A 24,480-nucleotide genomic window follows, 5' to 3' on the forward strand; every position below is an offset into this window, starting at 1 on the left:
GATGATTTACATACGAATGAATAAGCGAGTTTTCCAAACGACAACCTGGGAGGGAAAAATGAGGAAACGCAATATTATCATGGCCTTGATGTCGAGCGCGGCCCTGGTGGCCGTCACCGACTCGGCCATCGCTTCGGATTGGGGCAGCTTTGATGGTGTCACGGTCGAGGCCAAGCTTATCGGCGGTCAACAGTATGAAGCACTTTATGGCCGCATTGCCGAGTGGGAGGCCGCAACCGGCGCCACCGTCAACATCATCTCAAAAAAAAGCCATTTTGAGATCGACAAAGAGATCAAGTCTGACATGGCTGCAGGCACCACAAACTGGTGTGTGGGTTCCAACCATTCATCGTTCGCCCCCCAGTACGAGGGCCTGTATGTCGACCTGAAGGGGCTCGTTTCCGAAGAATCGATTGCCGAGTTCGTTCCGGGAAACATCAAGGCGTCCACGGTTGATGGCGAGCTGTTGATGCTGCCGCGCGCGCAATTCGACGTTTCGGTCCTCTATTACCTCAAGTCGAATTACGAGGACGCCGACAAATCCGCTGCATTCAAGGCAGAATATGGCTATGATCTGGCCGTTCCGGAAACCTGGGCGCAGGTAAAGGATCAGGCGATCTTCTTTGCCGACCCGCCAAACTTTTACGGCACACAGTATGCGGGCAAGGACGAGGCGATCGTCGGGCGATTCTACGAGATGGTTGTGGCCGAGGGTGGCAACTACCTGGACGAAAACAAGAAACCGATCTTCAACTCGGACGCGGGGCAGCGGGCTTTGCAATGGTTTGTTGATCTCTACGAGGCCAACGCCGTGCCCGCCGGTACGACGTCCTATGTCTGGGACGATCTCGGTCAGGGCTTTGCCAGCGGGACTGTCGCTCTGAATCTTGACTGGCCGGGCTGGGCCGGGTTCTTCAACGATCCCGAGTCGTCAAAGGCCGCTGGAAATGTCGGCGTGGCAATCCAGCCGATGGGCTCGGTCACCCGCACGGGCTGGTCTGGCCATCATGGATTCTCGGTGACCAACGACTGCACGAACAAGGAGGCGGCGGTGTCACTGGTCAACTTCCTGACCAGCGAAGAGAGCCAGCTCGCCGAGAGCGCCGGTGGGTCGTTGCCGACCCGGTCGGCGGTCTGGGATGCGAACGTCAAGGCGGCACAGAATGGGGATGATCCTTACCGTGCCGAAGCGCTGGCCGCATTCGCCGCCGGCGCCGAATATGCCTTTGCAGTGCCGCCGATCCCCGAGTGGGGCGAAACCACCAACATCGTGTTCCCGGAACTGCAGGCCGCGATTGTCGGTGACAAGACCGTCCAGGAGGCACTGGATGACGCCGCCGCAGAGGTGGACGAACTGATGCGCGAATCCGGCTACTACTAAATCGTTCCGCGTTAAACCTGAATCACCTAGCGATGCCTGAAATCATAGATTTCAACGCGTTAGGTAACACCGGATGATCCAAGTTAAACGCGAAACGCTCTAGGCAACACATCGTGTTCGGGGGCGGGCCTGCCCGGCCCCCGGCCGCCGCAAACGCTCTAATAGGTGCATCATGACCCGCCGCCGCTTGCCCGAGTGGTTTGTCCTTCTGTTGCCTGCGATCATCGTGATTGCCGCAGTTGTGCTCATCCCCCTCATCTTTTCGCTCTATTCGAGCTTTACGCCCTACAAGCTGACGCGGCCCTCAACGCTGTGGAAATGGGTCGGAACCTACAACTACGAAAAGATCCTGACAGATGCGAAGTTCTGGGCAGCCTTCGGACGCACGGTGCTGTTCCTGACCATCGTTCTGAACGTGGAGCTGCTGTTCGGGCTTGGCATCGCGCTCTTGATGAACAGGGTGACATGGGGTCAGCGCACCTTGCGGACGATCCTGATGTTCCCGATGATGTTCTCGCCGATCCTCGTGGGCTTTCAGTTCAAGTTCATATTCAACGACAATATCGGGTTGGTGAACAACGTGCTGCAGTCGCTGGGATTTGACGTCGCGCTGCCATGGCTGGTTGTCGGAAAGCTGGCCATGTTCTCGATCATGTTCGCCGAGATCTGGATGAGCACCTCCGTCTTCGCGATCCTGATCCTCGCAGGGCTCTTTGCCATGCCACGCGATCCGCTCGAGGCGGCCAAGGTCGATGGGTGCACCCCGTGGCAGACATTCCGCCACATCACCCTACCCTTTCTGATGCCTTTCATCTACATCGCCATGACCATCCGCAGCCTCGATGTGGCGCGGGCCTATGACATCGTGCAAATCATGACAGGGGGTGGCCCCGCACGTCGCACAGAGCTGTTGTGGACCCTGATGAGCCGCACCGGCTATGTCGACGCCCGCATGGGGCTGGCCAATGCGATGGGCTATGTCTCGATCATCCTTTCCATCCTCTTCACCATCTATTTCTTCCGCAAACTCAGCGCCGCACGCGCCGAAATCGGAATGGCGGGATAGTCAAATGGACCACAACCTCACCCACCGGAATCGCAAGCGCGCCCTGAAAACGCTTCATTTCATCGTGCTCTTCCTGACCATGTCGATCATCTGCATTCCAGGCCTCTGGATCGTGCTGAATTCGTTCCGTCCCACGGTCGAGATCATGGCCAAACCGCCGGTGTGGAATCCGTCGTTCACCCTAGAACACTACCGCGCCATGTTTGGCGGTGCCGGTGAGGGCGGCGTTCCGGTCTTCTCGTATTTTCGCAACTCTCTTATCGTCTCGGTGACGTCGACCCTCATCGCCATACTGATCGGCATGTCCGGCGGCTATGCCTTTGCCCGTTATCGGTTCAAGGGAAAGTCAGGCTATTTTGTCGGCTTGATGCTGTTTCGCGCGGTGCCGGGTGTCGCACTTTCTCTACCCTTGTTCATCGTCTTTGCCCGCTTGGGCATCATCGACACGCATTTCGGTCTGATATTGGCGTATGTGGCGATGAACGTGCCGTTCACCATCTGGCTCACTGACGGCTTCTTTCGCCAGATCCCCAAGGAACTGCACGAAGCTGCCGAGATCGACGGCTGCACCCGGTGGCAAGCCTTCTGGCGGGTTGAATTTCCGGTGGCGCGATCGGGTGTTGCCTCGGCTGCGATTTTCGCCTTCCTCACCTCCTGGAACGAATTTGCACTGGCCTCGCAGTTGACCCGATCCGTTGGCTCAAAAACCATGCCCGTGGGCCTGTTGGACTTTACGGCAGAGTTCACCATCAACTGGGGCGGCATGTGCGCGCTGGCAGTCCTGATGATCGTGCCGGCCTTGATCCTTACCTTCATCGTACAAAAGCACCTGATTGCCGGCCTCACGTTCGGCGGCGTCAAAGGATAAAGACATGACCGAAGTATGCCTTTCAAACGTCGTCAAGGATTACGGCAAGTTTCGCGCAGTGCACGGAATTGATCTGAGTATTCAGGATGGTGAATTCGTCGTGCTGGTCGGCCCCTCAGGCTGTGGAAAATCCACCACGCTTCGCATGATCGCTGGCCTGGAAGATATCTCGGGCGGCGAGATCACCATCGGTGGCCGTGTCGTCAACGATCTGCCGCCGCGCGAGCGGAACATCTCGATGGTCTTCCAGAACTACGCGCTCTATCCGCATATGACTGTGCGCGAAAACCTCGGGTTTTCCCTGAAGATCGCCAAGGCCGACGCGGCAAGGATCGGCGCGGCGGTCAAGGAAGCCGCCGAAATTCTGGGCCTGAATGAACTGATGGACCGAAAGCCCTCCGAACTCTCAGGTGGGCAGCGGCAACGCGTCGCGATGGGCCGTGCCATCGTGCGCCATCCTGATGTCTTCCTCTTTGACGAGCCACTCTCGAACCTTGACGCCAAGCTGCGCACCCAGATGAGAGTTGAGATTAAGAAACTCCATCAACGCGTTGGAAACACCATTATTTACGTGACCCACGATCAGGTCGAAGCGATGACGCTGGCCGACCGGATCGTGCTGATGCGGGATGGGCATATCGTGCAGGTCGGCACGCCGCTGGACCTCTTCAATGCGCCTGTCAGCACGTTTGTTGCAACCTTCATCGGTTCACCCCCCATGAACCTGATCGACGGCCGCGTCACGGATGCCGATACGATCAGCCTCGCGGGCGGACCTGCCGTACCGGTGCCTGTCGGCGTGCGCGGACTGGTCAAATCGGGGCAGAAGATCCAACTCGGTTTTCGAGCAGACAATCTGATGCCCGATGGCCATTCCGTGCAGGAGGGTGGTGAAATGACCGCGTTGGATCTGACCGTGACGCTGACCGAGCCACTGGGCACAGAGACATTGCTCTTTACCGAGGTCGCCGGCACCGAAGTGCAGGCCAAGATGCTCAATCCGCGCCCTGTGCGCCCGGGTGAAACCCTGAAATTCCACCTGATGCTGGACAAATGCCATGTGTTTGATGCTGCCAGTTCAGAAGCGATCCGGAGATAGGATATGGCCAAGATTACGCGCGTAGAACTTCAAATGATCAACCTCGTTCCCAAGGTAAAGAGGGTTGATGCCATCCAGTCTTTTGTCAGCCAGGAAACGCCTTTCGTGACGCTCCACGACAGCGACGGGGCCGTCGGGACCGGGTACAGCTATACCATCGGCACCGGTGGTCCGTCGATCATGGCGCTGCTGGAGCGTACGCTGGCTCCTGCGCTGATCGGGCAAGACCCCGACCGGATCGAAGGCATTTGGCGGGACCTGTTGTTCAGGACCCATGCAACGGCGGTCGGGGCGATTACCTCTCTGGCGCTCGCCGCGATCGACACGGCATTGTGGGACCTGAAGTGCAAGAAGGCTGGCCTGCCGCTCTGGAAAGCCGCAGGTGGTGCGCGCGAGCGTATCCCGCTCTACACCACCGAAGGCGGCTGGCTGCATCTGGAGACGCAGGCCTTGGTCAGTGATGCGGTCGAGATGCAGGGCCGCGGCTTTCGCGGGTCCAAGATCAAGATCGGGTGCGAGCATATCAGCCAGGACGCGGCGCGGCTTGAGGCCGTGCGCGCCGCAGTCGGTGACAGCTACGAGATCATGACTGACGGCAACCAGGGGTTCACCCTGTCAGAAGCGATCCGCCGGGCGCGGGTTCTCGAGGAAAACGGCATCGGCTGGTTCGAGGAACCCATGCCGGCGGATGATGTGAATGCCCATGTCGAACTGTCGCGGCGCACGTCGGTGCCGATTGCCGTTGGCGAAAGCATGTATTCCGCCAGCCAGTTCAAGGACTATCTGCAACTGGGCGCGGCTTCGATCGTTCAGGTCGACGTGGCACGGATTGGAGGGATTACACCCTGGCTCAAGGTGGCGCATCTGGCCGAAGCGTTCAATGTCATGGTCTGTCCGCATTTCCTGATGGAACTGCATCTCCCGCTGGTTTGCGCGGTGCAGAACGCAAAATGGCTCGAATACATCCCGCAACTCGACAGCGTCACCGCTGAGACCATGCAGATCAAGGACGGGTTCGCGGTGCCCTCGGATGAACCCGGCCTTGGCATCAATTGGGACGAGGACGCCATCGCAGACAAATCCCTGATGTTCGTCGCAATCGATGGTGCGACCTGATGCAGCGCATGGGAATGGTGATCGGGATCAAGCCCGATATGATCGAGACCTACAAACGCCTGCACGCTGCGGCCTGGCCGGACGTTCTGGCGCAGATCGCCCAGAGTAACATTCGCAACTACACCATTTTCCTGCGAGAGCCGGAAAATCTGTTGTTCGGATACTGGGAGTATCACGGCACGGATTTCGAGGGTGACATGGCCCGCATGGGCAATGACCCCAGAACGCGCGAATGGTGGCGCCACACCGATCCCTGCCAGTCGCCACTTGCCAGCCGCGCCGACGGCGAGCAATGGGCGATGATGCAGGAAGTCTTTCATACGGATTGAAACATGACACAGAACAGAGGCCAATCCGGCCTGCAAGAAACAAACGTGGTCGCGGCCTGATGACACGCATTACCGGACTAGTGACACATGACCTGCGGTTTCCGACCTCTGCGTCGCTGGATGGCTCGGACGCGATGAACCCCGATCCGGATTACTCGGCGGCCTACGTGGTGCTGGAAACCGACGGTCAGCATCGGGGACATGGCCTGACATTTACCATCGGGCGCGGTAACGAAATCTGTATCACGGCGATCAAGGCCATGCGCCATTTGCTGATCGGACTGGAGATGGACTGGATCCGCGAGGACATGGGGCGGTTCTGGCGCCACGTGACCGGCGACAGCCAGTTGCGTTGGATCGGGCCGGACAAGGGCGCCATTCACCTTGCCGCGGGTGCGGTGGTGAATGCGGTCTGGGATCTCTGGGCCAGGGAAGCCGGCAAGCCGGTCTGGCAACTGGTCGCAGAAATGTCGCCCGAAGAGATTTTGAACCTGATCGACTTTCGCTATCTGACCGACGTGCTGACCAAGGCCGAGGCATTGGTCATCCTGCGCGATGGCGCAGAGGGAAAGAGCGACCGGGTCGCCAAACTCAAGTCCGAAGGCTATCCCTGCTACACGACATCCGCAGGATGGCTCGGCTATCCCGACGATAAACTGCGCCGCCTTTGCCGGGAAGCCAGAGCATCCGGCTATACGCACACCAAGTTCAAGGTGGGTCGCAACCTGCAAGATGACATTCGCCGCCTGACCATTGCCCGGGAAGAGTTGGGCGAAGACATGAATATCATGATCGACGCCAACCAGGTCTGGGAAGTTGATCAAGCCATCGACTGGATCAGGGAACTGGCCTTTGCGCGGCCGTTTTTCATCGAAGAGCCCACCAGTCCAGATGACATCCTCGGCCACGCCAAGATCCGCAAAGGCATTGCGCCAATCAGGGTGGCGACGGGTGAGATGTGTCAGAACCGGATCATGTTCAAACAGTTCATCGCCGCCGGCGCGATTGATATCGTTCAGGTCGATGCCTGTCGCATGGGCGGGTTGAACGAGGTAGTGGCCGTGATGCTGATTGCCGCGAAATACGGTCTTCCCGTCTGGCCCCATGCCGGGGGCGTGGGCCTCTGCGAATATGTGCAGCACCTCGCGATGATCGATTATCTCGCAATATCGCGCGAGAAGAACGACAATCGGATCGAATATGTCGATCACCTGCACGAACATTTCGTCGATCCCTGCATCGTCAAGCGCGGTGCCTATCTCGCGCCGCGGGCACCGGGGTTCTCGATCGAAATGAAGGCCGCTTCCATTGCAGAGTTCACGTTTCAGGAAACAGATTCCGACACCGACCAAAAAGGAGCGGCGCGATGCGTTTGAACAGGATCGGCACCACGGACGTCAAGGTCACCGAGATTTCCTTTGGCTGCGCAAGCATCGGCAACCTGTATCGCGCGGCGACGGATCAGGAGGCCCAGGACGTGTTGCAATGTGCGTGGGACGCGGGCATTCGATATTTCGACACGGCACCGCGCTATGGTCGCGGATTGGCGGAACAGCGTCTGGGTCGGTTTCTGTCGCGCATGCCGCGCGACGCGTTTGTGGTCTCGACCAAGGTCGGACGTGTGCTGTCACCGGGCGCGCCGATGGCAGAGGTCGACGGATTTGTCGATCCGCTCCCCAATGCCGTGCGCCATGACTACTCCGGCGACGGTCTCGAAGCGTCACTGGAAAACAGCCTCGATCTGCTTCAAACGACCTATGCCGACATCATATTTGTCCATGACATCGGCACATATACGCACGGCGCAGACAACGCCGCGCATATGGAGGCCTTTCTTGGCTCAGGGTTCGAGCGTCTTGTTCGCCTGAAAGAGCAGGGCAGGATCCGGGCGTTTGGGCTGGGTGTGAACGAAAATCAGATTTGCCTGGATGTGATGGACCACGGCCCGATCGACGTCATTCTGCTGGCCGGTCGATTGACACTGCTCGATCGCAGTGCAGAGCGGGAATTGACGGCCAGATGTCGCAGGCAGGACACGAGCCTTGTCCTTGGCGGTATCTTCAATTCCGGAATACTTGCAACCGGCCCGGTCAAAGGAGCAACCTATGACTACGAACCGGCGACGCCCGAAGTCATCGCGCAGGTAACGCACTTGCAAGCCAAGGCCGAGCAACTTGGCGTTCCTTTGGCGACGGCGGCCCTGCATTTTGCACGGCGACATGAATTGACGGCTTCGGTCCTGCTGGGAACCGCCAAGGTGTCCTCGCTGCAGTGCAACCTGGCGGCACTGAACACACCGGTTCCAGAGGCGTTTGATCGGCATTTCTCTTAACCTATTTCAGGGCGCGATATCGTGTGGCGATTGCTTTCTGCTGGAAACCCGAAAAGGAGCAAATCACGCGATTGACCGCTGCGTCCGGCCTGTCGATCGGTCAGGCTGCCGCCCATCGTCTTTGCCAACGACCGGACCAGCGTGGTGATGGCGGGTTGAAGACTTCCAGCTGTTCCGCCGCAGGCGATACTGAACCCGCCTCGAGCAGAGCACAGACCCACTGGTTTTTGGAGCGATAGTTGTGAAATCGGACCGCTTTTGGATATCTCAAATGCCATGAGTGAGGCCTGAACTATTGATTATCGGGTCGCCCTGACATTGGATAGTCTGACGGCGATATCAATGTCAGGAGTCGCGCCATGCCGCAGCAGTATCCGCCGGACCACACCAAAGCCGGTATCGACGCCGCGATCTCAGAGCTCGTGATCGCCAATCGCATTCTGGCCCGCGAGGATGTGATCGATGATTTTGGCCATGTGAGTTTGCGCCACCCATTCGATCCCGGGCGGTACTTTCTGTCACGGTCCCGCAGTCCGGCCAATGTAACACGTGACGACATTCTGGAATTTGATCTGGACGGCAATCTGCTCGGCAACGATCACCGAAGCCCCTATCGCGAGCGTGCCATTCACGGTGAAATCTATCGCGCCCGCCCGGATGTCAACGCCGTAACCCATCATCATGCACGGTCTGTCCTGCCGTTCACGATGACACAGGAACCGCCTCTCAAACCAGTGTTTCACATGGGTTCGGTGATTGGAACAAGGATCGACACATGGGACAGCCAGGATGAATTCGGCGATACCAACATGCTGGTTGAAACCGCCGAGCAGGGCGCGTCGCTGGCGCGGGTGCTTGGTCGGAACCGAGTTGCCTTGCTGCGAGCGCACGGAGCGGTCTGTGCTATGCCGACGCTGAGACAGGTTTGCATGGTGTCGATCTACCTCAAGGAAAACGCAGAGCTTTTCCTGAACGCACTTCAGATCACACGCCCCGGATACATCAGCGAGGGCGAGGCCCGGCTGGCCTCGGAGACATTGCTCAACGATCTCTGTGTGGACCGCGCGTGGGACTACTGGACGGCGCGGGCTGGTTTCGCCGGATTGTAGCTGACCTGAGGAAAAACCGAGCAACCACGCAGTCATTTGCCTTGGAAACGGGGCAGTAGGCACTGGCGGACGAGAGCGTTGACAACATTATAGAGACTTCTATCATGCATAATATTAGATAGCTAAGTGTTTGACCGTTGATCTCAACCGGTACAGGCATCAGCGATCAGGGAGGAAGATCAATGAACAGCATTATCCGGAGCGCCATACTGGCGCTGTCATTTGCGCTGGCGGCCGGAGGGGCCAATGCGCAGGTCTATAACCTGACCATGTGTGGAGCGAGCCCCGGCGGGTTGTGGAGCCTGCTCGGCGCCGGTGTCGACGCGGCGGTAAAAGAGGCCTATCCGGGATCGACGGTGACCTATCAAACCTCTGGCGGCGGTCTGGCCAATGTTGCGCTCCTGGCGCAGGGAAAATGCGATCTGGCGATTATTCACGATGCCGAGGCCAAGGCCGCGCTGGCCGGTTTGCCGCCTTTCAAGGAAAAGATGGACCACCTTGCCACCGTCGCACAGCTGTATTCCTGGGCGCCGATGCAGGCGATCGTGAATGCCGATTATGCCGAGGAGCATGGGCTGACCTCGCTTGAGGACATCGCCGCCAAGAAACTGCCGATCACGGTGGTCCTCAACCGGCGTGGCAACATCGTCAGCGGGATCGGAGAATCGATGCTGAACGCCGTCGGCGCAAGCCCGGATCAGATCAAGGAATGGGGTGGCAGCGTGGAATATGCGGCCTCGGGCGAACAAGGCGACCTGATGCGTGACCGGCGTGTGGACATGTTGTTGAATTCTCTCTTTGTCAATCACTCTTCGATCCGCGAACTGGCGTCTTCAATCGATGTGAAGCTGCTGCCGATCAGCGAAGCGACCGTGCAGACCGTTATAGATGAATGGGATATTCAGGCCTATACCATCCCGAATGCGGCCTATGACTGGACCAATGCAGACACGCTGACCCTGACGGTTTCCGCACAGTTGTTCGTGCGCGCAGATGCCGACCCCGAGATGGTCGGCAATGTGGCAGCCGCGCTCGTCACGCATATCGACAAGCTGCAGGGCGTTCACAAGGCGATGGCGCCTTTGGACGTCGAGCTGATGGGCGGGGCCAAGACCGTGCCCTATCACCCCGCAGCGCAGACCGTCTTTGACAAGTCCGGCTCCTGAGCGGTTCAGTCTTGACTGAAACAGCGGGCGGGCGCCTTTGCGCCCGCCTGGCAGATCCACCCGCGAAGTCCCGAGGCAGGTAGGCGTGTTCGATTTCTTCTTCAGCACTGGTACGCGCCGTCGCCCCGAAGGTCTGACCGGGCATCTGGCCAAGGCCTTTGCTGCCGGGTCTGCGATTTGGGTGGTCTATGCCGCGGGCTTTTCACGCGCGGATTCCCTGACATTGACCATGACGTTTCTGGCGTTGATGCTGGTGTTGACCTTCCTGTTGATCGGGCCGTCCCCGACATCGGCCAAGACCCGCGTGAACCTGATTGATTGGGTTTTGGCAGCACTGTCGGTCGCGGTCGGTACATATTTCGTAACGCAGGCAGACCTGATCTCGATGCGGATCACTCTTCTGGACCCGCTGGATACGGCTGACGTGATCTCGGCATCGGTGATCCTGCTGCTGGCGATCGAAGCGATGCGCCGCACCGTCGGAATGGGCCTGACGCTGATCGTGCTGCTCTTTCTGGCGTACAACCTTTGGGGTGATCGCCTCGGCGGCGTTCTGGGACATGGCGAGATCAGCTATGTCCACTTTCTCGATATTACCGTCTTTACAACCGACGGGCTTTTTGGTGTCCCGCTGCGCGTTGCGGCGACCTATGCCTTTCTGTTCGTGTTGTTCGGCACCGCCCTTTCCAAGGCAGGTGGCGCACAGTTCTTCTACAATCTCGCGGCCTATCTGACCGGTGGTACCGTCGGCGGGCCGGCCAAGATCGCGGTGGTCTCCTCCGGTCTCTATGGGACGATCTCGGGCAGCCCGACTTCGGATGTGGTCACCACGGGCAGCGTGACCATCCCAATGATGAAGACGATGGGTTACCGCCCCGCCTTTGCTGCCGCGACCGAGGTCGCCGCCTCGACGGGGGGCAGCCTGTTGCCGCCGGTGATGGGTGCCGCCGCCTTCATCATGGCCGAATACACCGGCATCCCCTATGCCGAAATCGCGCTGGCGGCCTTGATCCCCGCGCTGCTGTATTACGTGCCGATCTACCTGCAGGTCCATTTGCGGGCCCTGCGCGAAGGCCTGCGCGGCGTCGATCTGTCGACGATCCCTTCGTTGGGCCGGATCATCAAGGACGGCGGGTTGTTCGTGGTGCCGCTGGTGGTGATCAGCTGGGCGCTGATCAAGGGATATACCCCGACCTATTCCGCGCTCTATGGGCTGGCCGGAGTGCTCGGCGTGTCGATGCTACGCAGGGCGACTCGCATGGGGATTGCGGATATTTACGATGTACTGGCCGAGACCAGTTTCCGCATGGTCGCCGTGGCCGGGGCCTGTGCCGCAGCGGGGCTGGTGATCGGCGGGATCACGATGACCGGACTGGCATCGAAATTTTCGACACTCGTGTTCATGATCTCCGGGGCAGACGTGCTGGCATCGCTGATCATCGCAGCCTTACTGACAACGCTGCTGGGGATGGGGATGCCGACTCCGAGCGCATATATTCTTGCTGCGGTCCTGATCTCACCGGTTATGCAGGACCTGGGAATTGATCTGCTGGCCGGGCACCTGTTCATTCTCTATTTTGCGGTCATGTCTGCCCTGACCCCGCCCGTGGCGGTGGCGGCCTATGCAGCTAGCGCCATTGCGGATGAAAACCCGCTGGTGATCGCTGTGCAGGCGGTCAAGATCGCCTTGGGTGCGTTTCTCATCCCCTTCGCCTTTGTCTATCAACCCGCCTTGCTGCTGAAGGGCAGCGTGGTCGAGATCCTGGTTGCGGTGATCGGTGCGGTCGCCGGGCTGAGTTTGGTGGCGGTGGCAGCCGAAGGGTACTACCGGACACCATTGGGTCGTGGTCCGCGTCTGGCGCTGACTGCGGCAGGGCTGTTGTTGCTGTTTGGCGGCTTGCTGTCCTGGCTCGGGGCGCTGGTTCTGGCCGGGTGCGCCTGGGTCTGGAGCAAGGCACAGGAGCGCGCGCCTGAGGCCAAAGGCGCGACTGGCGAATGACCCTCTCTTTCGTGGGATCCTTGCGGGAACCCCGATCAGGCTCTATCACGACACTAGGAAAGAACAGTCCGGCAGGCGAATAGAATGGACAATGGCGACACGGGCTTGATCGACGAGCGCCTGGCACGGCTGGTCCGTCTGGCAGCGCGCGCATTCAACCGCACATTGCAGATTCGCCTGTCCGGTCACGGGATCAGCTTTGGTCAGTGGATATTCCTGCGCATCCTCTGGACCAAAGAAGGCCAATCTCAGCGCGAGCTCAGCCGGATGGCTGGCGTGACCGAGCCGACGACACACACCGCCTTGCAAAAACTCGAGACTCTTGGCCTGATCACCCGGCGCAACCTGCCCGGCAACCAACGCCGCCAGCATGTCTTTCTGAGCGAAAAGGGTCGTGACCTGCGCGATCAGTTGGAGCCGTTGGCAGTTGAGGTCAACGACGTGGCCGTTGGCGGTCTGGACAGAACAGCACAGGACGCGCTTCGCGATGCACTGCTGACGATTATCGATAACCTGAAACGGGATGAGGAAGAGGCCGCCACACGCGGCGCGCGTATGCCGCCCACCCGAAACAGCAGCGTGGACATCTGAGCGCTGCGGCTATTCTGCGGCGGCCCTGCCATGCCGGGTCAGATCGCGCCAGTCTGTTTCTTTTGGATAGACCCCTTCGCGCGAGGCGATTTGGGCCTGCGGCAAACGCGGCTCTTCCGTGCCGATGGCTCTGCCGCCTTCGGCGATTTTGCTGGCCGCATCCACCATCAGACGGCGAAACTCGACAATTGCCAGATCCGACGCACCCAACGTGTCACTGTGCCGTTCGACCCGCGCGCCCATACTGACCCACATCGCTATGTCCTGGTTGGGGATACCGCGGATGCCGGTGAAATTTCCCTCTTTCATCAGGTCGCGATCTTGCAGGAAATTATTGTCATCTCGGCGGTTTGGACGCCATAGTTCATCCAGATCCTCACCGGGAACGGCATGATTGAAATGTCGCCAATCCTCGGTCGAAGGCGTGTTGCGATCACCCCATGCAATGAAGTGAAAGGCGGTTTCCTCGTCATTGATCGGCACGATCACGGAGGCCACGTTGTAATTGTTGTTGGGCGGGATCAGCGAATAATAGGGGGCCACGAATTCGGTGATGCGAAGATAGTTGTGCGTTTGCGCGTTCTTGATCGGGCGTCGGATCGCCGCATAGTGAAACCCATAGCTGGTGGTTTCCGTCTGCATCCGGGGCGACTTGTCGGTTGATGGCCGGTACCAGGCCCTGTCATCCGCCGCCGCCCCTTCGACACGCGCCGGTTTCATATCTGACGAATGCAGGGACGAGCTGTGCGCGCTGTCGATCTGGCCCTCGTGGATCTGTGCCCAGTTGGCTGGCACGCGGATCTTGAGGATTGCGATGGGGATGTCATTTGCGGGGGCGAATGCGGGTGGATCAAAGGCGGGCGCGTTTTCGGCCTTACCCAGCCAGGCCCAAACAAACCCACCCCACTCGTTGACCGGATAGGCACGGGCACTGACCTTGTTCATCAGCGGGCTGCCTTCGGGTTCCGAAGACATGGCCAGCACCTTGCCTTCAACGTCGAATTTCCAGCCGTGATACAGGCAGCGCAAACCGCATTCTTCGTTCCGCCCGTAAACCAGCGACGCCTTGCGGTGCGGGCAGAGTTCATCCAGCAACCCGACACGCCCCATGCTGTCGCGGAAGGCAACATATTTTTCACCCAGACACTCGACACGCAGCGGCGCACCATCCGGCTCGGCCACCTCTTCGATCAGGCAAACGGGGGTCCAGTGCTGGATCATCAGTTGGCGCATGGGTGCGTCGCCGGTAACAAGCGTCAACAGGTCGTTTTCTTTCCGGGTCAGCATGGGCATCTCCTTGGTGGGTCACCAGTCAGGTCTGCAGACCACAATCGGGTACCTTGTTGACAGAATATACTTAGCTATCTAAGTACATACAAGACGGAATATGAGGGCGAAAATGACCGCGGATCAGCCACGGCAGGTGATGGTAACAGGGCGGCGAGACCTGACGCCAACGATCACGGAATTCGTGCTGTCACCGACACCGGGCGGCAGCCTGCCACCGATCAGCGCCGGGGCCCATGCCACCCTGCGCACGCCATCCGGCGCAATGCGGCGCTACTCCGTCATCAATCCTGAATTGAGCCCTGAAACCTATGTGATTGCGGTCAAGCGTGAGACCGACAGCCGCGGAGGCTCTGCCTCGATGCATGAACAGGCAAGACTGGGAACGGTGATGGACCTGATGGAGGTCGAGAACAGCTTTGCCCTGACCGACGCCCCGGACTACCTGTTGATCGCAGGCGGCATCGGAATAACCCCGATCCTGTCGATGGCGCGCGAACTGGATCGCGCGGGCAAGCCATTCCGCATCATCTACTGCTCCCGCGACGCAAGAGAAACCGCCTATCTCGACGAGATGTCGATCACCTATGGCGACCGGCTCACGTTGCACCACGATGGTGGTGATCCCGCAGAGGTCTATGATTTCTGGGACCATTTTGAAGAACCACAGAAAGCCCACGTCTTTTGTTGCGGCCCAAAGCCGCTGATGGAGGAAATTCGCGCGATTTCAGGCCACTGGCCCGAGGGTCGTGTACATTTCGAAGACTTCAAGCCGGTCGAGGTGGTACGGGCGGATGACGTCGCCTTTGACGTTGAATTGCGCAAATCGGGGCGGACGATCACGGTTCCTGCCGACCGGTCGATCCTGGAAGCGCTGCGCGATGCGGGTGAGCGCACTGTCAGTTCCTGCGAGAGCGGCACCTGCGGTACATGCAAGACGCGGCTGATTGCTGGGGACGCGGATCACCGCGATATGGTCTTGATGGACGAGGAAAGAGCCGAAAAGATCATGATCTGTGTCAGCCGCAGCGCCGGCGGAGGTTTGGTCCTTGACCTCTGAACCGATCAGGCTGGGCGTGGCGGGGTTGGGCCGGGCCTTTGTCCTGATGCTGCCGACCTTTCGCGCCGATACCCGGTTGCGTCTGACTGCCGCAGCGGCGCCGCGCGCGGCCAGCCGCACTGCGTTTCGAGGTGAATTCGGAGGAACGACCCATGCCGATGTCGGGGCTTTGTGCGCCGATCCACAGGTCGAGGCAATTTACGTTGCCACCCCGCACCAGATGCACGCGGATCATGTTGTTGCCGCAGCAGAGGCCGGCAAGCACGTCCTCGTGGACAAGCCGCTCGCGGTATCACTTGAGGACGGCGCACGCATGGTTGCGGCCTGTGACCGGGCCGGGGTGCATCTGATTGTCGGGCCAAGCCATTCCTTCGACGCGCCGGTGCAACTGGCGCGGCAGATCATTGCCAGCGGCGAGTTTGGCTCTCTGCGCATGATCCAAGCGCTGAACTATACCGACTTCCTCTATCGACCACGCCGCGCCGAAGAGCTGCGTACGGATCAGGGCGGCGGCATTCTGTTCAGCCAGGCGGTGCATCAGATCGACATGGTGCGCCTGCTGGCAGGAGGTCTTGGTCAACGTGTGTCTGCCATGACCGGCGCATGGGATGCGGCCAGACCAACCGAGGGCGCATACAGCGCGTTGTTGCAATTCGAGAACGGCGTCTTTGCCACGCTGACCTATTCGGGTTATGCCCATTTCGACAGCGACATCTGGATGGGCAATGTGGGCGAGCTTGGCCATGACAAGGACCCTGCTGCCTATGGAACGGCCCGTCGCGCCCTGTCAGGTGCAGACCCGGCTTCCGAAGCAACACTGAAAGCCCGTCGTACCTATGGCGGCGGCGAGTCCCCTGCGCCACCCCAGCATCACGAACATTTTGGCCCGGTGATTGTCGCCTGCGATCGCGCCGATCTGCGTCTGACGCCTGACGGGGTCGAGATCAACGGCGGTACGAGCCGCGGCTTTCGCGCGGCGCCGCTGCACGCGGCGCCCCGTGCCAGCGTGGTCGACGCGCTCTGGCAGGCGCTGCGACACGGGCAGCCTCCGGTCCAGACCGGTGCCTGGGGGCTTGCCAGCCTCGAGGTTTGCCACGCCATTCTCACCTCCGCCGCCACCGGCCAGATTGTCGACCTGACCCGGCAGATCGCAGCACCGACGCAGAAAGAAGAACCATGACCGATACGCTGAAACTCTCGCTTGCGATGGGAGACTATGACCGCACGCGCCCCATTGTTGACGGGCGGGTCCAGATCGACGGGGTGTCTCCACTGCCAATGCTGTTGAGCCCCGAAGAGATGTTCTTTCGCGCGTTTCGTCATCAGGCGTTTGATGTCACCGAGTTGTCGCTCTCTTCCTATTCAATCTCGGTTGCGCGGGGCGATCCGCAGTATGTGGCCATCCCGGTATTTCTCAGCCGCGCTTTCCGGCATACGTCGGTTTATGTCCGCAAGGATCGCGGGATTGATGGACCGGAGGATCTGATGGGGCGGCGCATTGGCGTAGCCGAGTATCAGCTCTCGGCCAATGTCTGGGTCCGCGGGATCTTGCAGGAACATCACGGTGTTCTGCCTTCTGATATCATCTGGATACGCGGCGGTATGGAATCTCCGGGACGACCTGAAAAGATCAAGGTCAACTTGCCGACCGGGGTCACGATGGAAGACGCACCCGAGGGGGCGACCCTGAATGCGATGCTGGCCGAGGGCGAGATTGATGGCTTTGTCGGGCCACGTGCGCCGCGTTGTTTTGCCGAGGGGCATCCGCAGGTTGGTCGGCTTTGGGAGGACAGCATGGTGGCGGCGGCGGCTTACTATGAAACGACACGGATCTTTCCGATCATGCATGTGCTGGGTCTGCGCCGCACGCTGGCGGACACGCACCCCTGGTTGCCCGGCGCGCTGTTGAAAGCCTTTGAACGCGCTCGTGCACTGGCTGTCGAGGCTCTGGCGGATACTTCGGCCACCAAGGTCACAATGCCCTTTGTCGAAGACAACCTCGCCCGCGCGCACCGGCTGATGGGTCCGGATCCCTGGACATATGGATTGCCGGGCAACGCGCATGTGCTGGAGACGTTTCTAGGCTATCACGCGGATCAGGGTCTGTCCCCGCGCCGTGTCGCAGTAGACGAGCTGTTCCACCCTGCCACCGTCGAATCCTACAGCCTTTGAGCGCTCCAATGTCCGAATTCCTGCCCGGCGAGGTGATCGAAATCGCCGTGAACGGATCCTTTGCCCATGTGCAGGTGACCCACCATCACCCCAGCTATCCGCCGGTGGTCCGGGTGCTGAGAGGCCTGTCCCGTCAACCCTGGTCTGGTCCGGATCCTGCGGAAAGGACCAAGACCGCGTTCAAGGTGCTGATTCCGTTGAAAGCGGCACTCGCGCGTGCCGGATGCCCGGCAAAATCACTGGGCCAAGCTCCGGTGCCAAAGGTGGACCGGGTGTTTCCCACATTCAGGACCCCGGTGCGCGGACGCGACGGCGCAGTGTTGTACGGGTGGTTCTGGAACGGCCATACACTGCGCCATGGCGACGACAGCGAGGCGGCCACCAAGTTTCCCCTGCGCGAAGTTACCGGGGCGGCGGCCCTTCTGGATCGGATTGCCCGCGAAGCCTGATGCCTCTGTCTGGGTCCAGCCGATCGGGTTAGACATGTGATCAAGACACTCGACTTCACCTTAGTCTCTCAGGATCGCGACGGGGCGGCACCAGCCTGCGCTCGCCGCCTTGATCTTTACCGGAAAGCACTGCACCTCGAACCCGGTCGCGGGAAGGTCTGCCAGATTGGCCAGCTTTTCCATGTGGCAATAGCCGCGCACCATGCCAGCGCGGTGGCCTTCCCAGATCAGGCTGGCGTCGCCGGTTTCCGCCACCTTCTTTGCCGTGTGGATGAACGGCGCATCCCAGCTCCAGGCATCGGTACCACAAACCCGCATCCCCCGCTCGGTCATCCAGCAGGTTGCCTCATGCCCGATGCCGCACCCGGTGGCGACGTAATGCGGCTGACCATAGGCCGCGCCCGCCGCCGTATTTACCAGCACGATGTCACCGGATCGCAGATCATGACCGATGCGGTCAAACTCGGCCGCAACCTCGGCGGCCGTGACAACATGACCGTCTGGCAGATGACGAAGGTCCAGCTTCACCCCCGGCCCGATGCACCAGTCAAGTGGCACCTCGTCAATGGTGATCGCCCGCTGTCCTCCATCCATGGTGGAATGAAAATGATAGGGCGCGTCCAGATGGGTGCCGTTATGGGTAGACAGCGTGACTTTCTCCACCGCCCAACCTTCGCCGCCGGGCAGATCCTCGCGCGTGACGCCGGGGAAAAAACCAAGAATTTGCGGTGCGGTATCGTCATGTGCATAATATTCGATTTCCGGGTCCAGCCCCGGCGGATCGGCAAACCTGGTGTTTTCAAGCGGGCGCGCCAGATCGATCAGTTTCATAATACTCTCCTTCAGCGGCCAACCAGGCCGGTTGCGATTTCAGGAACCAGGATCACGGCGCAGAGCACCACGGCCATGATCACGGCAAAGGGAGCCGCGCCGCGAAACACCTCGCCCAGCGTCACTCCCTCGTCGCGCAACGTCGCCTGTACCACAAAGACCGACAGGCCCAGAGGCGGCGTCAATAACCCGATTTCGACCGCCAGAACCGTCACAAGACCGAAATGTACCACGTCGATACCCAGTGCCTGCGTGATCGGAAAGGCCAGAGGCACCGTGACCAGCATGATCGACGAACTGTCCAGAATCGTCCCCATCAGCGCGACGATCAGTGCGAACAGGAACAGGAAGCCCAGAGGGCCGATCCCGCTGGAGACAGCCCATCCGGTGACCGAGGCCGGAACCCCCGAGAACGCCAGCATTCGCCCGTAGATCGACGCACCGACGATCAGGAAGCATACGGCGGCTGTGATATGGCCCGTCTGGACGGCAATACGCCAGGCCCCCGATGCGCTGATCCGGCGCATGGCAAAGGCAAGTGCGAGCGCCGCCGCCGCCCCCACGGCCCCGGCCTCTGTCGGTGTGAAAAACCCGGCATAAATGCCACCCAGAACCATCCCCGCCAGTCCCAGCACCGGTACGATCAGCAGCCCCGGCGTGGTGTCATCGGCGTCACCCATTGTGCGCGGCCCGTCAAACAGCGCCGGACGGAACCGCCCCAGCAGCGTCAGATAGATCCCAAATGCCAGCGCCAGCACCAACCCCGGTCCGATCCCGCCGAGGAACAGATCGCCCACCGAACTGTCGGTCAGGATCGCAAACAGGATCAACAGCAATGATGGCGGGATCAGCATGCCCAGCACGCTCGACCCGGCCACCGTGCCCACGGCCACGGTCCGGCTGGTCCCGGCGGCGACCATTTGCGGCACCGCCACCTTGGAAAACACGGCTGCTGATGCGATGGAGATCCCGGTGATCGCGGCGAAGACTGCATTGCTCAGCACGGTTGCCACTCCTAGCCCGCCGCGCCAGCGCTGCATGGATCGCGCGATGATGGCAAAGGTATCACGCCCAAGCCCCGATTCACTGACTGCCAGACCCATCAGCACGAACAGGGGCACCACGCCAAAGGTGTACTCCGCGATCGAATCCGTTCCCGCCAATGCCACGAAATTCAGCGCCAGAGCCGTCTTGCCGGTGATCGCCCACATGCCGACGAACGAGATACCCGCCAGTGCGATAGCCACATGCATCCCGGCATAGATCGCCAACCCGATCGCGGCCAGCGACAGGTACCCGATCATCAGGTTGTCCATCAGGCCGCCACCTTGCGCGCGGCAGATATGGCAGACATCAGAAACGACAGCGCCAGCAATGCCGCCCCTCCGGCAACAATGACCAGAAAGGGCCAGACCGGCATCTGGAAATGGCCCGCGATCCCTTCCATTTCGCCACGATCAATGGCGCGCACCGCCTTGGGCCAGACCGCCCGTGCGATCATCAGCGATACCCCGGCCCCTGCCAGTTGCATCACCAGATCCAACAATGCCCCGATCCGTGGGCGCCGCAGCATCAGCATACCCAGCAGCGCGTCCGAGCGGATCATCTGCCCGTGCCGGTGAGTATGGGCGATCTGTAGAAAGACGATCCCAACGATGGAGAACTTTACCATCTCCGGCACGCCCGCAATCGGGGACAGAAAGGCATTGCGCCCGATCACATCCGCAAGGATCAACACCATCAGCAACAGGATCCAGACTGTCGCGGCGACATTGGCGATCGACATGACGCCGCCGGCAATGCGCCCTGCCAGCCCGCCAGTTTGCGCCATGTGGGTTACTCTACCGTCCAGTCGCGGGGCAGCAGCACGCCGGCATCTTTCAGCTCTTGCATATAGGTGTTGACCACCCCGGTGCCGTCCAGGCCCTGTTCATCCTGTGCCCGCGCCCAATCGCCCGCGATATCCGGCAGCGACTGCGCCCATCTCTGACGTTCTTCTGCGGCCAGCACGCTGACATTCGCGCCACCGGCCTCCATTGCAGCAAAGGCACCAACGACACGCTCTTCCAACCCGGCACGATAGGCCACTGCGAATTCGGCAACCCCGGTGCGGATCGCCTCTTGCACCTCTGCGGGCAGTTCATCAAACCAGCTCTTCTTGGCGACGATGGCCCCGGCGTATTGCGCACCAAAGCCGGTCCGGGTCACATAGGGCGCAACCTCAAACAGCTTGGCGGCGGCCGCAGCCGTCGGAAACACGATCACGCCCTCGGCCACACCGGTCTGAATGTCATTGTAATAGGTCGTCAGGTTGCCCGATACGCCAACAGCACCTGTCCCCTTGAGCCAGTTCACAGCCGGCCCCGGCGCATTGATCTTGCGACCTTTCAAATCCTCGATGCTGGTGACCGGAAACTCGGTCATCAGCAGATAGTCTTCCAGCCCGAACCCGCCGCCGAGATACTCCATGTCGTGGCTTTCCCACAGCTTGCGCATATCGGGGATCGTCTCGTGCATGCCGTCAACCACGCCGAACACGATATCCACTTCCGGCGAGCCGAACGGCGTCGCATAGGTGACGTTCTGCAGGCTCAGCAATGACGGTTCGAACAGAGTGTCTAACGTCAGCACCTGTGGGACAGAATTGAGATTTAGCTAACGGAGGATTTCTGGTTCATCGTAACCGTCAAGGAGTGAAGATGAACAAGAAATCCGGAACCAGCAAAGCTTCGGCTGACAAGCTGGTCAAAACCATCCGCCGCAAGACGCGGCAAACCTATTCTTCCGAGGAGAAGATCCGCATTGTTCTGGCGGGCCTTCGCGGCGAAGAAACCATCTCTGTTCTGTGCCGCCGCGAGGGCATCTCCGAAAGCCTGTATTACAGCTGGTCAAAGGAATTCCTCGAGGCTGGGAAGCGCCGTCTGTCTGGCGATACAGCCCGCCAGGCAACCTCACCCGAGGTGAAAGAGCTGCGATCCGAGGCGACGGCACTGAAGGAATGCGTTGCCGATCTGACCCTGGAAAACCGTCTCCTCAAAAAAAGCATGACAGGGGCTGGGGAGTTCGAGGAATGAGATACCCGGCGTCTGAGAAACTGGAAATCATCCGGACCGTTGAGGGGTCCCATCTGCCCGCGAAGCAGACCCTCGATATGCTGGGTATCCCGCGCACCACATTCTATCGATGGTATGACCGTTATGTCGAAGGCGGTTTTGATGCCCTGGCGGATCGCTCACCCTGCCCAAAGTCTGTCTGGAACCTTATTCCACAAGCCCGGCGGGATGATCTGATCGAGTTCGCGCTGGAACATGAGGCGCTGACAACCCGTGAGTTGGCGGTTAAATATACCGACGAGAAGCGGTATTTTGTCTCTGAATCTTCGGCTTACCGCATTCTGAAAGCTGCCGATCTGATCACGGCACCCGAGTATGTGGTGATCAAAGCCGCCGACGAGTTCACGGACAAAACGACTGCCATCAACCAGATGTGGCAGACCGACTTCACCTACTTCAAGATCATTGGCTGGGGCTGGTTTTATCTCAGCACGATCCTGGATGATTACAGCCGCTACATCATTGGCTGGAAACTTTGCACGAACATGCGGGCCGAGGACGTGACTGACACGATTGAATTGGCTCTGGCGGCGTCAGGGTGCGACCACGCCATCGTTCGCCACATGCCTCGCCTGCTGAGTGATAATGGGTCCTGTTACATCTCCGGTGATTTGGCCGAATGGCTGGAGGACCATAAAATGGATCACGTTCGCGGTGCACCCTTCCACCCGCAAACCCAAGGCAAGATCGAGCGTTGGCATCAAACAATGAAGAACCGGGTTCTGCTGGAAAACTACTATCTACCCGGCGATCTCGAACGCCAGATCAGGGCCTTCGTCGATTACTACAACAACGAACGATACCACGAGAGCCTGAACAACGTCACACCAGCTGACGTCTACTTTGGGCGTGACAAAGCCATCATCAGGGAAAGGGCTAAGATCAAGAAACGGACAATCCAACAACGCCGCTTGCAACATCAAAAACAGGCTGCATAATCAATCACACAACTGAACCAGAGCCTCCAAAGCTCAGGCCGCTCAGATGTTCCATTTTATATGACGACGGACAACACCGTGTCTGATCCCCTCACGGAATTGCTACGTAAGGGCGCGCGTGAGCTGCTCCAGACGGCGGTTGAGGCTGAGCTTGGGGTCTTCCTCGCCCAGTTTGCAGATCACCGAACGCCGGAAGGGCGCGCAGGGGTGGCACGCAATGGCCATCACCCGGAACGCGCTGTGCAGACTGGGATCGGCCCTGTAACAGTGAAGATCCCGAAGGTGCGATCAAAGACGGGCGCGCCTGTCAGTTTCAAATCCGCTTTGGTCCCGCCCTATGTCAGAAAGGCCAAGACCATCGAAGCCGCGCTGCCCTGGCTCTATTTGAAGGGCATCTCAACGGGTGCGATGGGCGCGGCACTGAAGGCTCTGCTGGGGCCGGATGCGACCGGTTTCTCGGCCAAAACCGTGTCGCGATTGAAGACGCAGTGGGCAAGTGACTACGACCAATGGCGCAAGACTGACCTCGGTCGCGATGACTGGGTCTACATCTGGGCAGACGGCATCTACAGCGGTCTACGCGGCACTGATGATCGGCTCTGCGCCTTGGTCGTGATCGGCGTAAATGCACGCGGTGAAAAGCACTTCCTCGCCATTGAAGACGGCGTGCGGGAAAGCACCCAAAGCTGGCGTGAGGTGCTGCTGGGCCTCAAATCCCGCGGCCTCACCGCGCCAAAGCTGGCCATCGGCGACGGTGCCATGGGGTTTTGGGCAGCGCTTGAAGAGACATTCCCGACCACACGCCAGCAGCGCTGTTGGATGCACAAAACAGGCAATGTTCTCAACTATTTGCCCAAACGCTCCCAACCCAGGGCGAAGAAGATGCTGCACGATATCTGGCAGGCGGAGACCCGCGAAGATGCGCACAAGACGTTTGATCTTTTCGTCGAAACTTTCGAGGCGAAATACCCCAAGGCCACCCAATGCCTGATCAAAGACCGTGAGGAGTTGCTGACCTTTTTCGACTTTCCGGCCCAACACTGGCAGAGCATTCGCACTTCAAATCCTATCGAAAGCGCCTTCGCCACGATCCGCCATCGCACCAAGCGAACCAAGGGCTGCCTCAGCCGCGACGGCATGCTCCACATGATGTTCAAGCTGGGCCAATGCGCCGAAAAAAGGTGGCGCAAACTGCGCGGCTTTGCCCACCTCGCAGACGTCATCCAAGGCGTCGACTTCATCAACGGCTTCAAGCCATCAAACCAAAATCAGGCCGCCGCATGAGGATCCCGCAAACACCAGATTTGACAGTAGCTCCTGTCGACGGCGCGCCACAGCCAATACTTCTTACCATTTATCGGAAGGACGACTTCGCCCAAGTGCCATTTGTCCGCCGCTTTGGGTCGATCTCGGCGGATCGCCTTGGCATATTGTAACCCGAACTTCGCAACCCAAGCGCGGATGGTCTCGTAGCTGACCACAACACCGCGTGCGGCTAACAGGTCCTCGGCATCGCGCAAACTCATGGGAAATCGATGATAGGCCCAGACAGCGTATCCGATGATTTCAGGAGG

General features: G+C 59.8%; 23 protein-coding genes and 1 pseudogene. 18 read left to right on the plus strand and 6 right to left on the minus strand.

All coding sequences use genetic code 11. The annotated features are described in order from the left end of the window. Positions 1-58 precede the first annotated feature (58 nt). The 12 genes from QO231_RS17410 to QO231_RS17465 all read left to right on the plus strand — a co-directional run bounded on the left by QO231_RS17410 (position 59) and on the right by QO231_RS17465 (position 13,056). Complete coding sequence (locus tag QO231_RS17410) at positions 59-1,381, plus strand: ABC transporter substrate-binding protein (protein ID WP_316779272.1); 1,323 nt, start codon at positions 59-61, stop codon at positions 1,379-1,381. Positions 1,382-1,553: 172 nt separating this feature from the next. Then, complete coding sequence (locus tag QO231_RS17415) at positions 1,554-2,447, plus strand: carbohydrate ABC transporter permease (RefSeq protein WP_316779275.1); 894 nt, start codon at positions 1,554-1,556, stop codon at positions 2,445-2,447. A 4-nt stretch (positions 2,448-2,451) separates the two neighbouring features. After that, positions 2,452-3,315: a carbohydrate ABC transporter permease gene (locus QO231_RS17420; RefSeq protein ID WP_316779277.1), complete on the plus strand. Its 864-nt coding sequence runs from the start codon at positions 2,452-2,454 to the stop codon at positions 3,313-3,315. Between the two features lie 4 nt (positions 3,316-3,319). Next, positions 3,320-4,414 (plus strand): ABC transporter ATP-binding protein, encoded by a 1,095-nt coding sequence (locus QO231_RS17425; protein ID WP_316779279.1) that lies wholly within the window; start codon positions 3,320-3,322, stop codon positions 4,412-4,414. A 3-nt stretch (positions 4,415-4,417) separates the two neighbouring features. Then, the gene (locus tag QO231_RS17430) at positions 4,418-5,530 is read left to right on the plus strand and encodes a mandelate racemase/muconate lactonizing enzyme family protein (RefSeq protein ID WP_316779282.1); all 1,113 of its coding nucleotides are present in this window, start codon (positions 4,418-4,420) and stop codon (positions 5,528-5,530) included. Next, a complete protein-coding gene (locus QO231_RS17435) occupies positions 5,530-5,859 on the plus strand; it encodes an L-rhamnose mutarotase (RefSeq protein ID WP_316779285.1) in 330 nt (109 codons plus the stop codon). The genes QO231_RS17430 and QO231_RS17435 overlap by 1 nt, the downstream gene beginning before the upstream one ends. Positions 5,860-5,918: 59 nt before the next feature. Next, positions 5,919-7,235, plus strand: a complete 1,317-nt coding sequence (locus QO231_RS17440; RefSeq protein ID WP_316779289.1) for an L-fuconate dehydratase — start codon at positions 5,919-5,921, stop codon at positions 7,233-7,235. Next, a complete protein-coding gene (locus tag QO231_RS17445) occupies positions 7,226-8,191 on the plus strand; it encodes an aldo/keto reductase (RefSeq protein ID WP_316779292.1) in 966 nt (321 codons plus the stop codon). The genes QO231_RS17440 and QO231_RS17445 overlap by 10 nt, the downstream gene beginning before the upstream one ends. Positions 8,192-8,550: 359 nt before the next feature. Continuing rightward, a complete protein-coding gene (locus tag QO231_RS17450) occupies positions 8,551-9,300 on the plus strand; it encodes a class II aldolase/adducin family protein (protein ID WP_316779295.1) in 750 nt (249 codons plus the stop codon). Positions 9,301-9,482: 182 nt separating this feature from the next. After that, a complete protein-coding gene (locus QO231_RS17455) occupies positions 9,483-10,466 on the plus strand; it encodes a TAXI family TRAP transporter solute-binding subunit (RefSeq protein WP_316779298.1) in 984 nt (327 codons plus the stop codon). Positions 10,467-10,551: 85 nt separating this feature from the next. Beyond that, positions 10,552-12,465: a TRAP transporter permease gene (locus QO231_RS17460; protein ID WP_316779301.1), complete on the plus strand. Its 1,914-nt coding sequence runs from the start codon at positions 10,552-10,554 to the stop codon at positions 12,463-12,465. Between the two features lie 84 nt (positions 12,466-12,549). Further along, a complete protein-coding gene (locus QO231_RS17465) occupies positions 12,550-13,056 on the plus strand; it encodes a MarR family winged helix-turn-helix transcriptional regulator (protein ID WP_316779303.1) in 507 nt (168 codons plus the stop codon). Between the two features lie 9 nt (positions 13,057-13,065). Here the strand turns inward: QO231_RS17465 and QO231_RS17470 are convergent, their stop codons facing one another. Next, the gene (locus tag QO231_RS17470; RefSeq protein WP_316779305.1) at positions 13,066-14,343 is read right to left on the minus strand and encodes a Rieske 2Fe-2S domain-containing protein; all 1,278 of its coding nucleotides are present in this window, start codon (positions 14,341-14,343) and stop codon (positions 13,066-13,068) included. A gap of 112 nt (positions 14,344-14,455) precedes the next feature. Here QO231_RS17470 and QO231_RS17475 point away from each other — a divergent pair, with 112 nt between their 5' ends. Genes QO231_RS17475 through QO231_RS17490 form a run of 4 tightly spaced genes read left to right on the plus strand, consistent with a single transcriptional unit; the run spans position 14,456 to position 18,024 of the window. After that, a complete protein-coding gene (locus QO231_RS17475; RefSeq protein WP_316779307.1) occupies positions 14,456-15,403 on the plus strand; it encodes a PDR/VanB family oxidoreductase in 948 nt (315 codons plus the stop codon). Beyond that, positions 15,393-16,583 (plus strand): Gfo/Idh/MocA family oxidoreductase, encoded by a 1,191-nt coding sequence (locus QO231_RS17480; RefSeq protein WP_316779309.1) that lies wholly within the window; start codon positions 15,393-15,395, stop codon positions 16,581-16,583. Before QO231_RS17475 ends, QO231_RS17480 begins: the two co-directional genes overlap by 11 nt. Beyond that, the gene (locus QO231_RS17485; protein ID WP_316779312.1) at positions 16,580-17,575 is read left to right on the plus strand and encodes a substrate-binding domain-containing protein; all 996 of its coding nucleotides are present in this window, start codon (positions 16,580-16,582) and stop codon (positions 17,573-17,575) included. The genes QO231_RS17480 and QO231_RS17485 overlap by 4 nt, the downstream gene beginning before the upstream one ends. 8 nt (positions 17,576-17,583) lie before the next feature. After that, complete coding sequence (locus tag QO231_RS17490; protein ID WP_316779314.1) at positions 17,584-18,024, plus strand: hypothetical protein; 441 nt, start codon at positions 17,584-17,586, stop codon at positions 18,022-18,024. Between the two features lie 60 nt (positions 18,025-18,084). Here QO231_RS17490 and QO231_RS17495 read toward each other — a convergent pair whose 3' ends face one another. The 4 genes from QO231_RS17495 to dctP are packed head-to-tail and all read right to left on the minus strand — an operon-like array spanning position 18,085 to position 21,486. Next, positions 18,085-18,855: a cyclase family protein gene (locus QO231_RS17495; protein WP_316779317.1), complete on the minus strand. Its 771-nt coding sequence runs from the start codon at positions 18,853-18,855 to the stop codon at positions 18,085-18,087. An 11-nt stretch (positions 18,856-18,866) separates the two neighbouring features. Beyond that, positions 18,867-20,171, minus strand: a complete 1,305-nt coding sequence (locus QO231_RS17500) for a TRAP transporter large permease (protein WP_316779322.1) — start codon at positions 20,169-20,171, stop codon at positions 18,867-18,869. Next, positions 20,171-20,686, minus strand: coding sequence for a TRAP transporter small permease subunit (locus QO231_RS17505; protein WP_316779325.1), 516 nt, complete (start codon positions 20,684-20,686; stop codon positions 20,171-20,173). The genes QO231_RS17500 and QO231_RS17505 overlap by 1 nt, the downstream gene beginning before the upstream one ends. 5 nt (positions 20,687-20,691) lie before the next feature. Further along, positions 20,692-21,486 (minus strand): TRAP transporter substrate-binding protein DctP, encoded by a 795-nt coding sequence (dctP, locus tag QO231_RS17510; protein WP_316779328.1) that lies wholly within the window; start codon positions 21,484-21,486, stop codon positions 20,692-20,694. A gap of 68 nt (positions 21,487-21,554) precedes the next feature. On the opposite strand from dctP, the gene QO231_RS17515 reads away from it, so the two are divergent. Next, positions 21,555-22,906, plus strand: a protein-coding gene (locus QO231_RS17515; RefSeq protein ID WP_394356620.1) for an IS3 family transposase whose coding sequence is annotated in 2 segments (ribosomal slippage) — positions 21,555-21,890 and positions 21,893-22,906 — 1,350 coding nt in all. Because the reading frame shifts where the segments join, the coding sequence is not laid out codon by codon here. 60 nt (positions 22,907-22,966) lie between these two features. Beyond that, the gene (locus tag QO231_RS17520; RefSeq protein WP_316779333.1) at positions 22,967-24,190 is read left to right on the plus strand and encodes an IS256 family transposase; all 1,224 of its coding nucleotides are present in this window, start codon (positions 22,967-22,969) and stop codon (positions 24,188-24,190) included. 35 nt (positions 24,191-24,225) lie between these two features. Here the strand turns inward: QO231_RS17520 and QO231_RS17525 are convergent. Beyond that, positions 24,226-24,480: pseudogene (locus QO231_RS17525) on the minus strand (IS6 family transposase); the annotation flags it as partial.

Source organism: Sedimentitalea todarodis (assembly GCF_032595355.1).
GTDB lineage: Bacteria > Pseudomonadota > Alphaproteobacteria > Rhodobacterales > Rhodobacteraceae > Sedimentitalea > Sedimentitalea todarodis.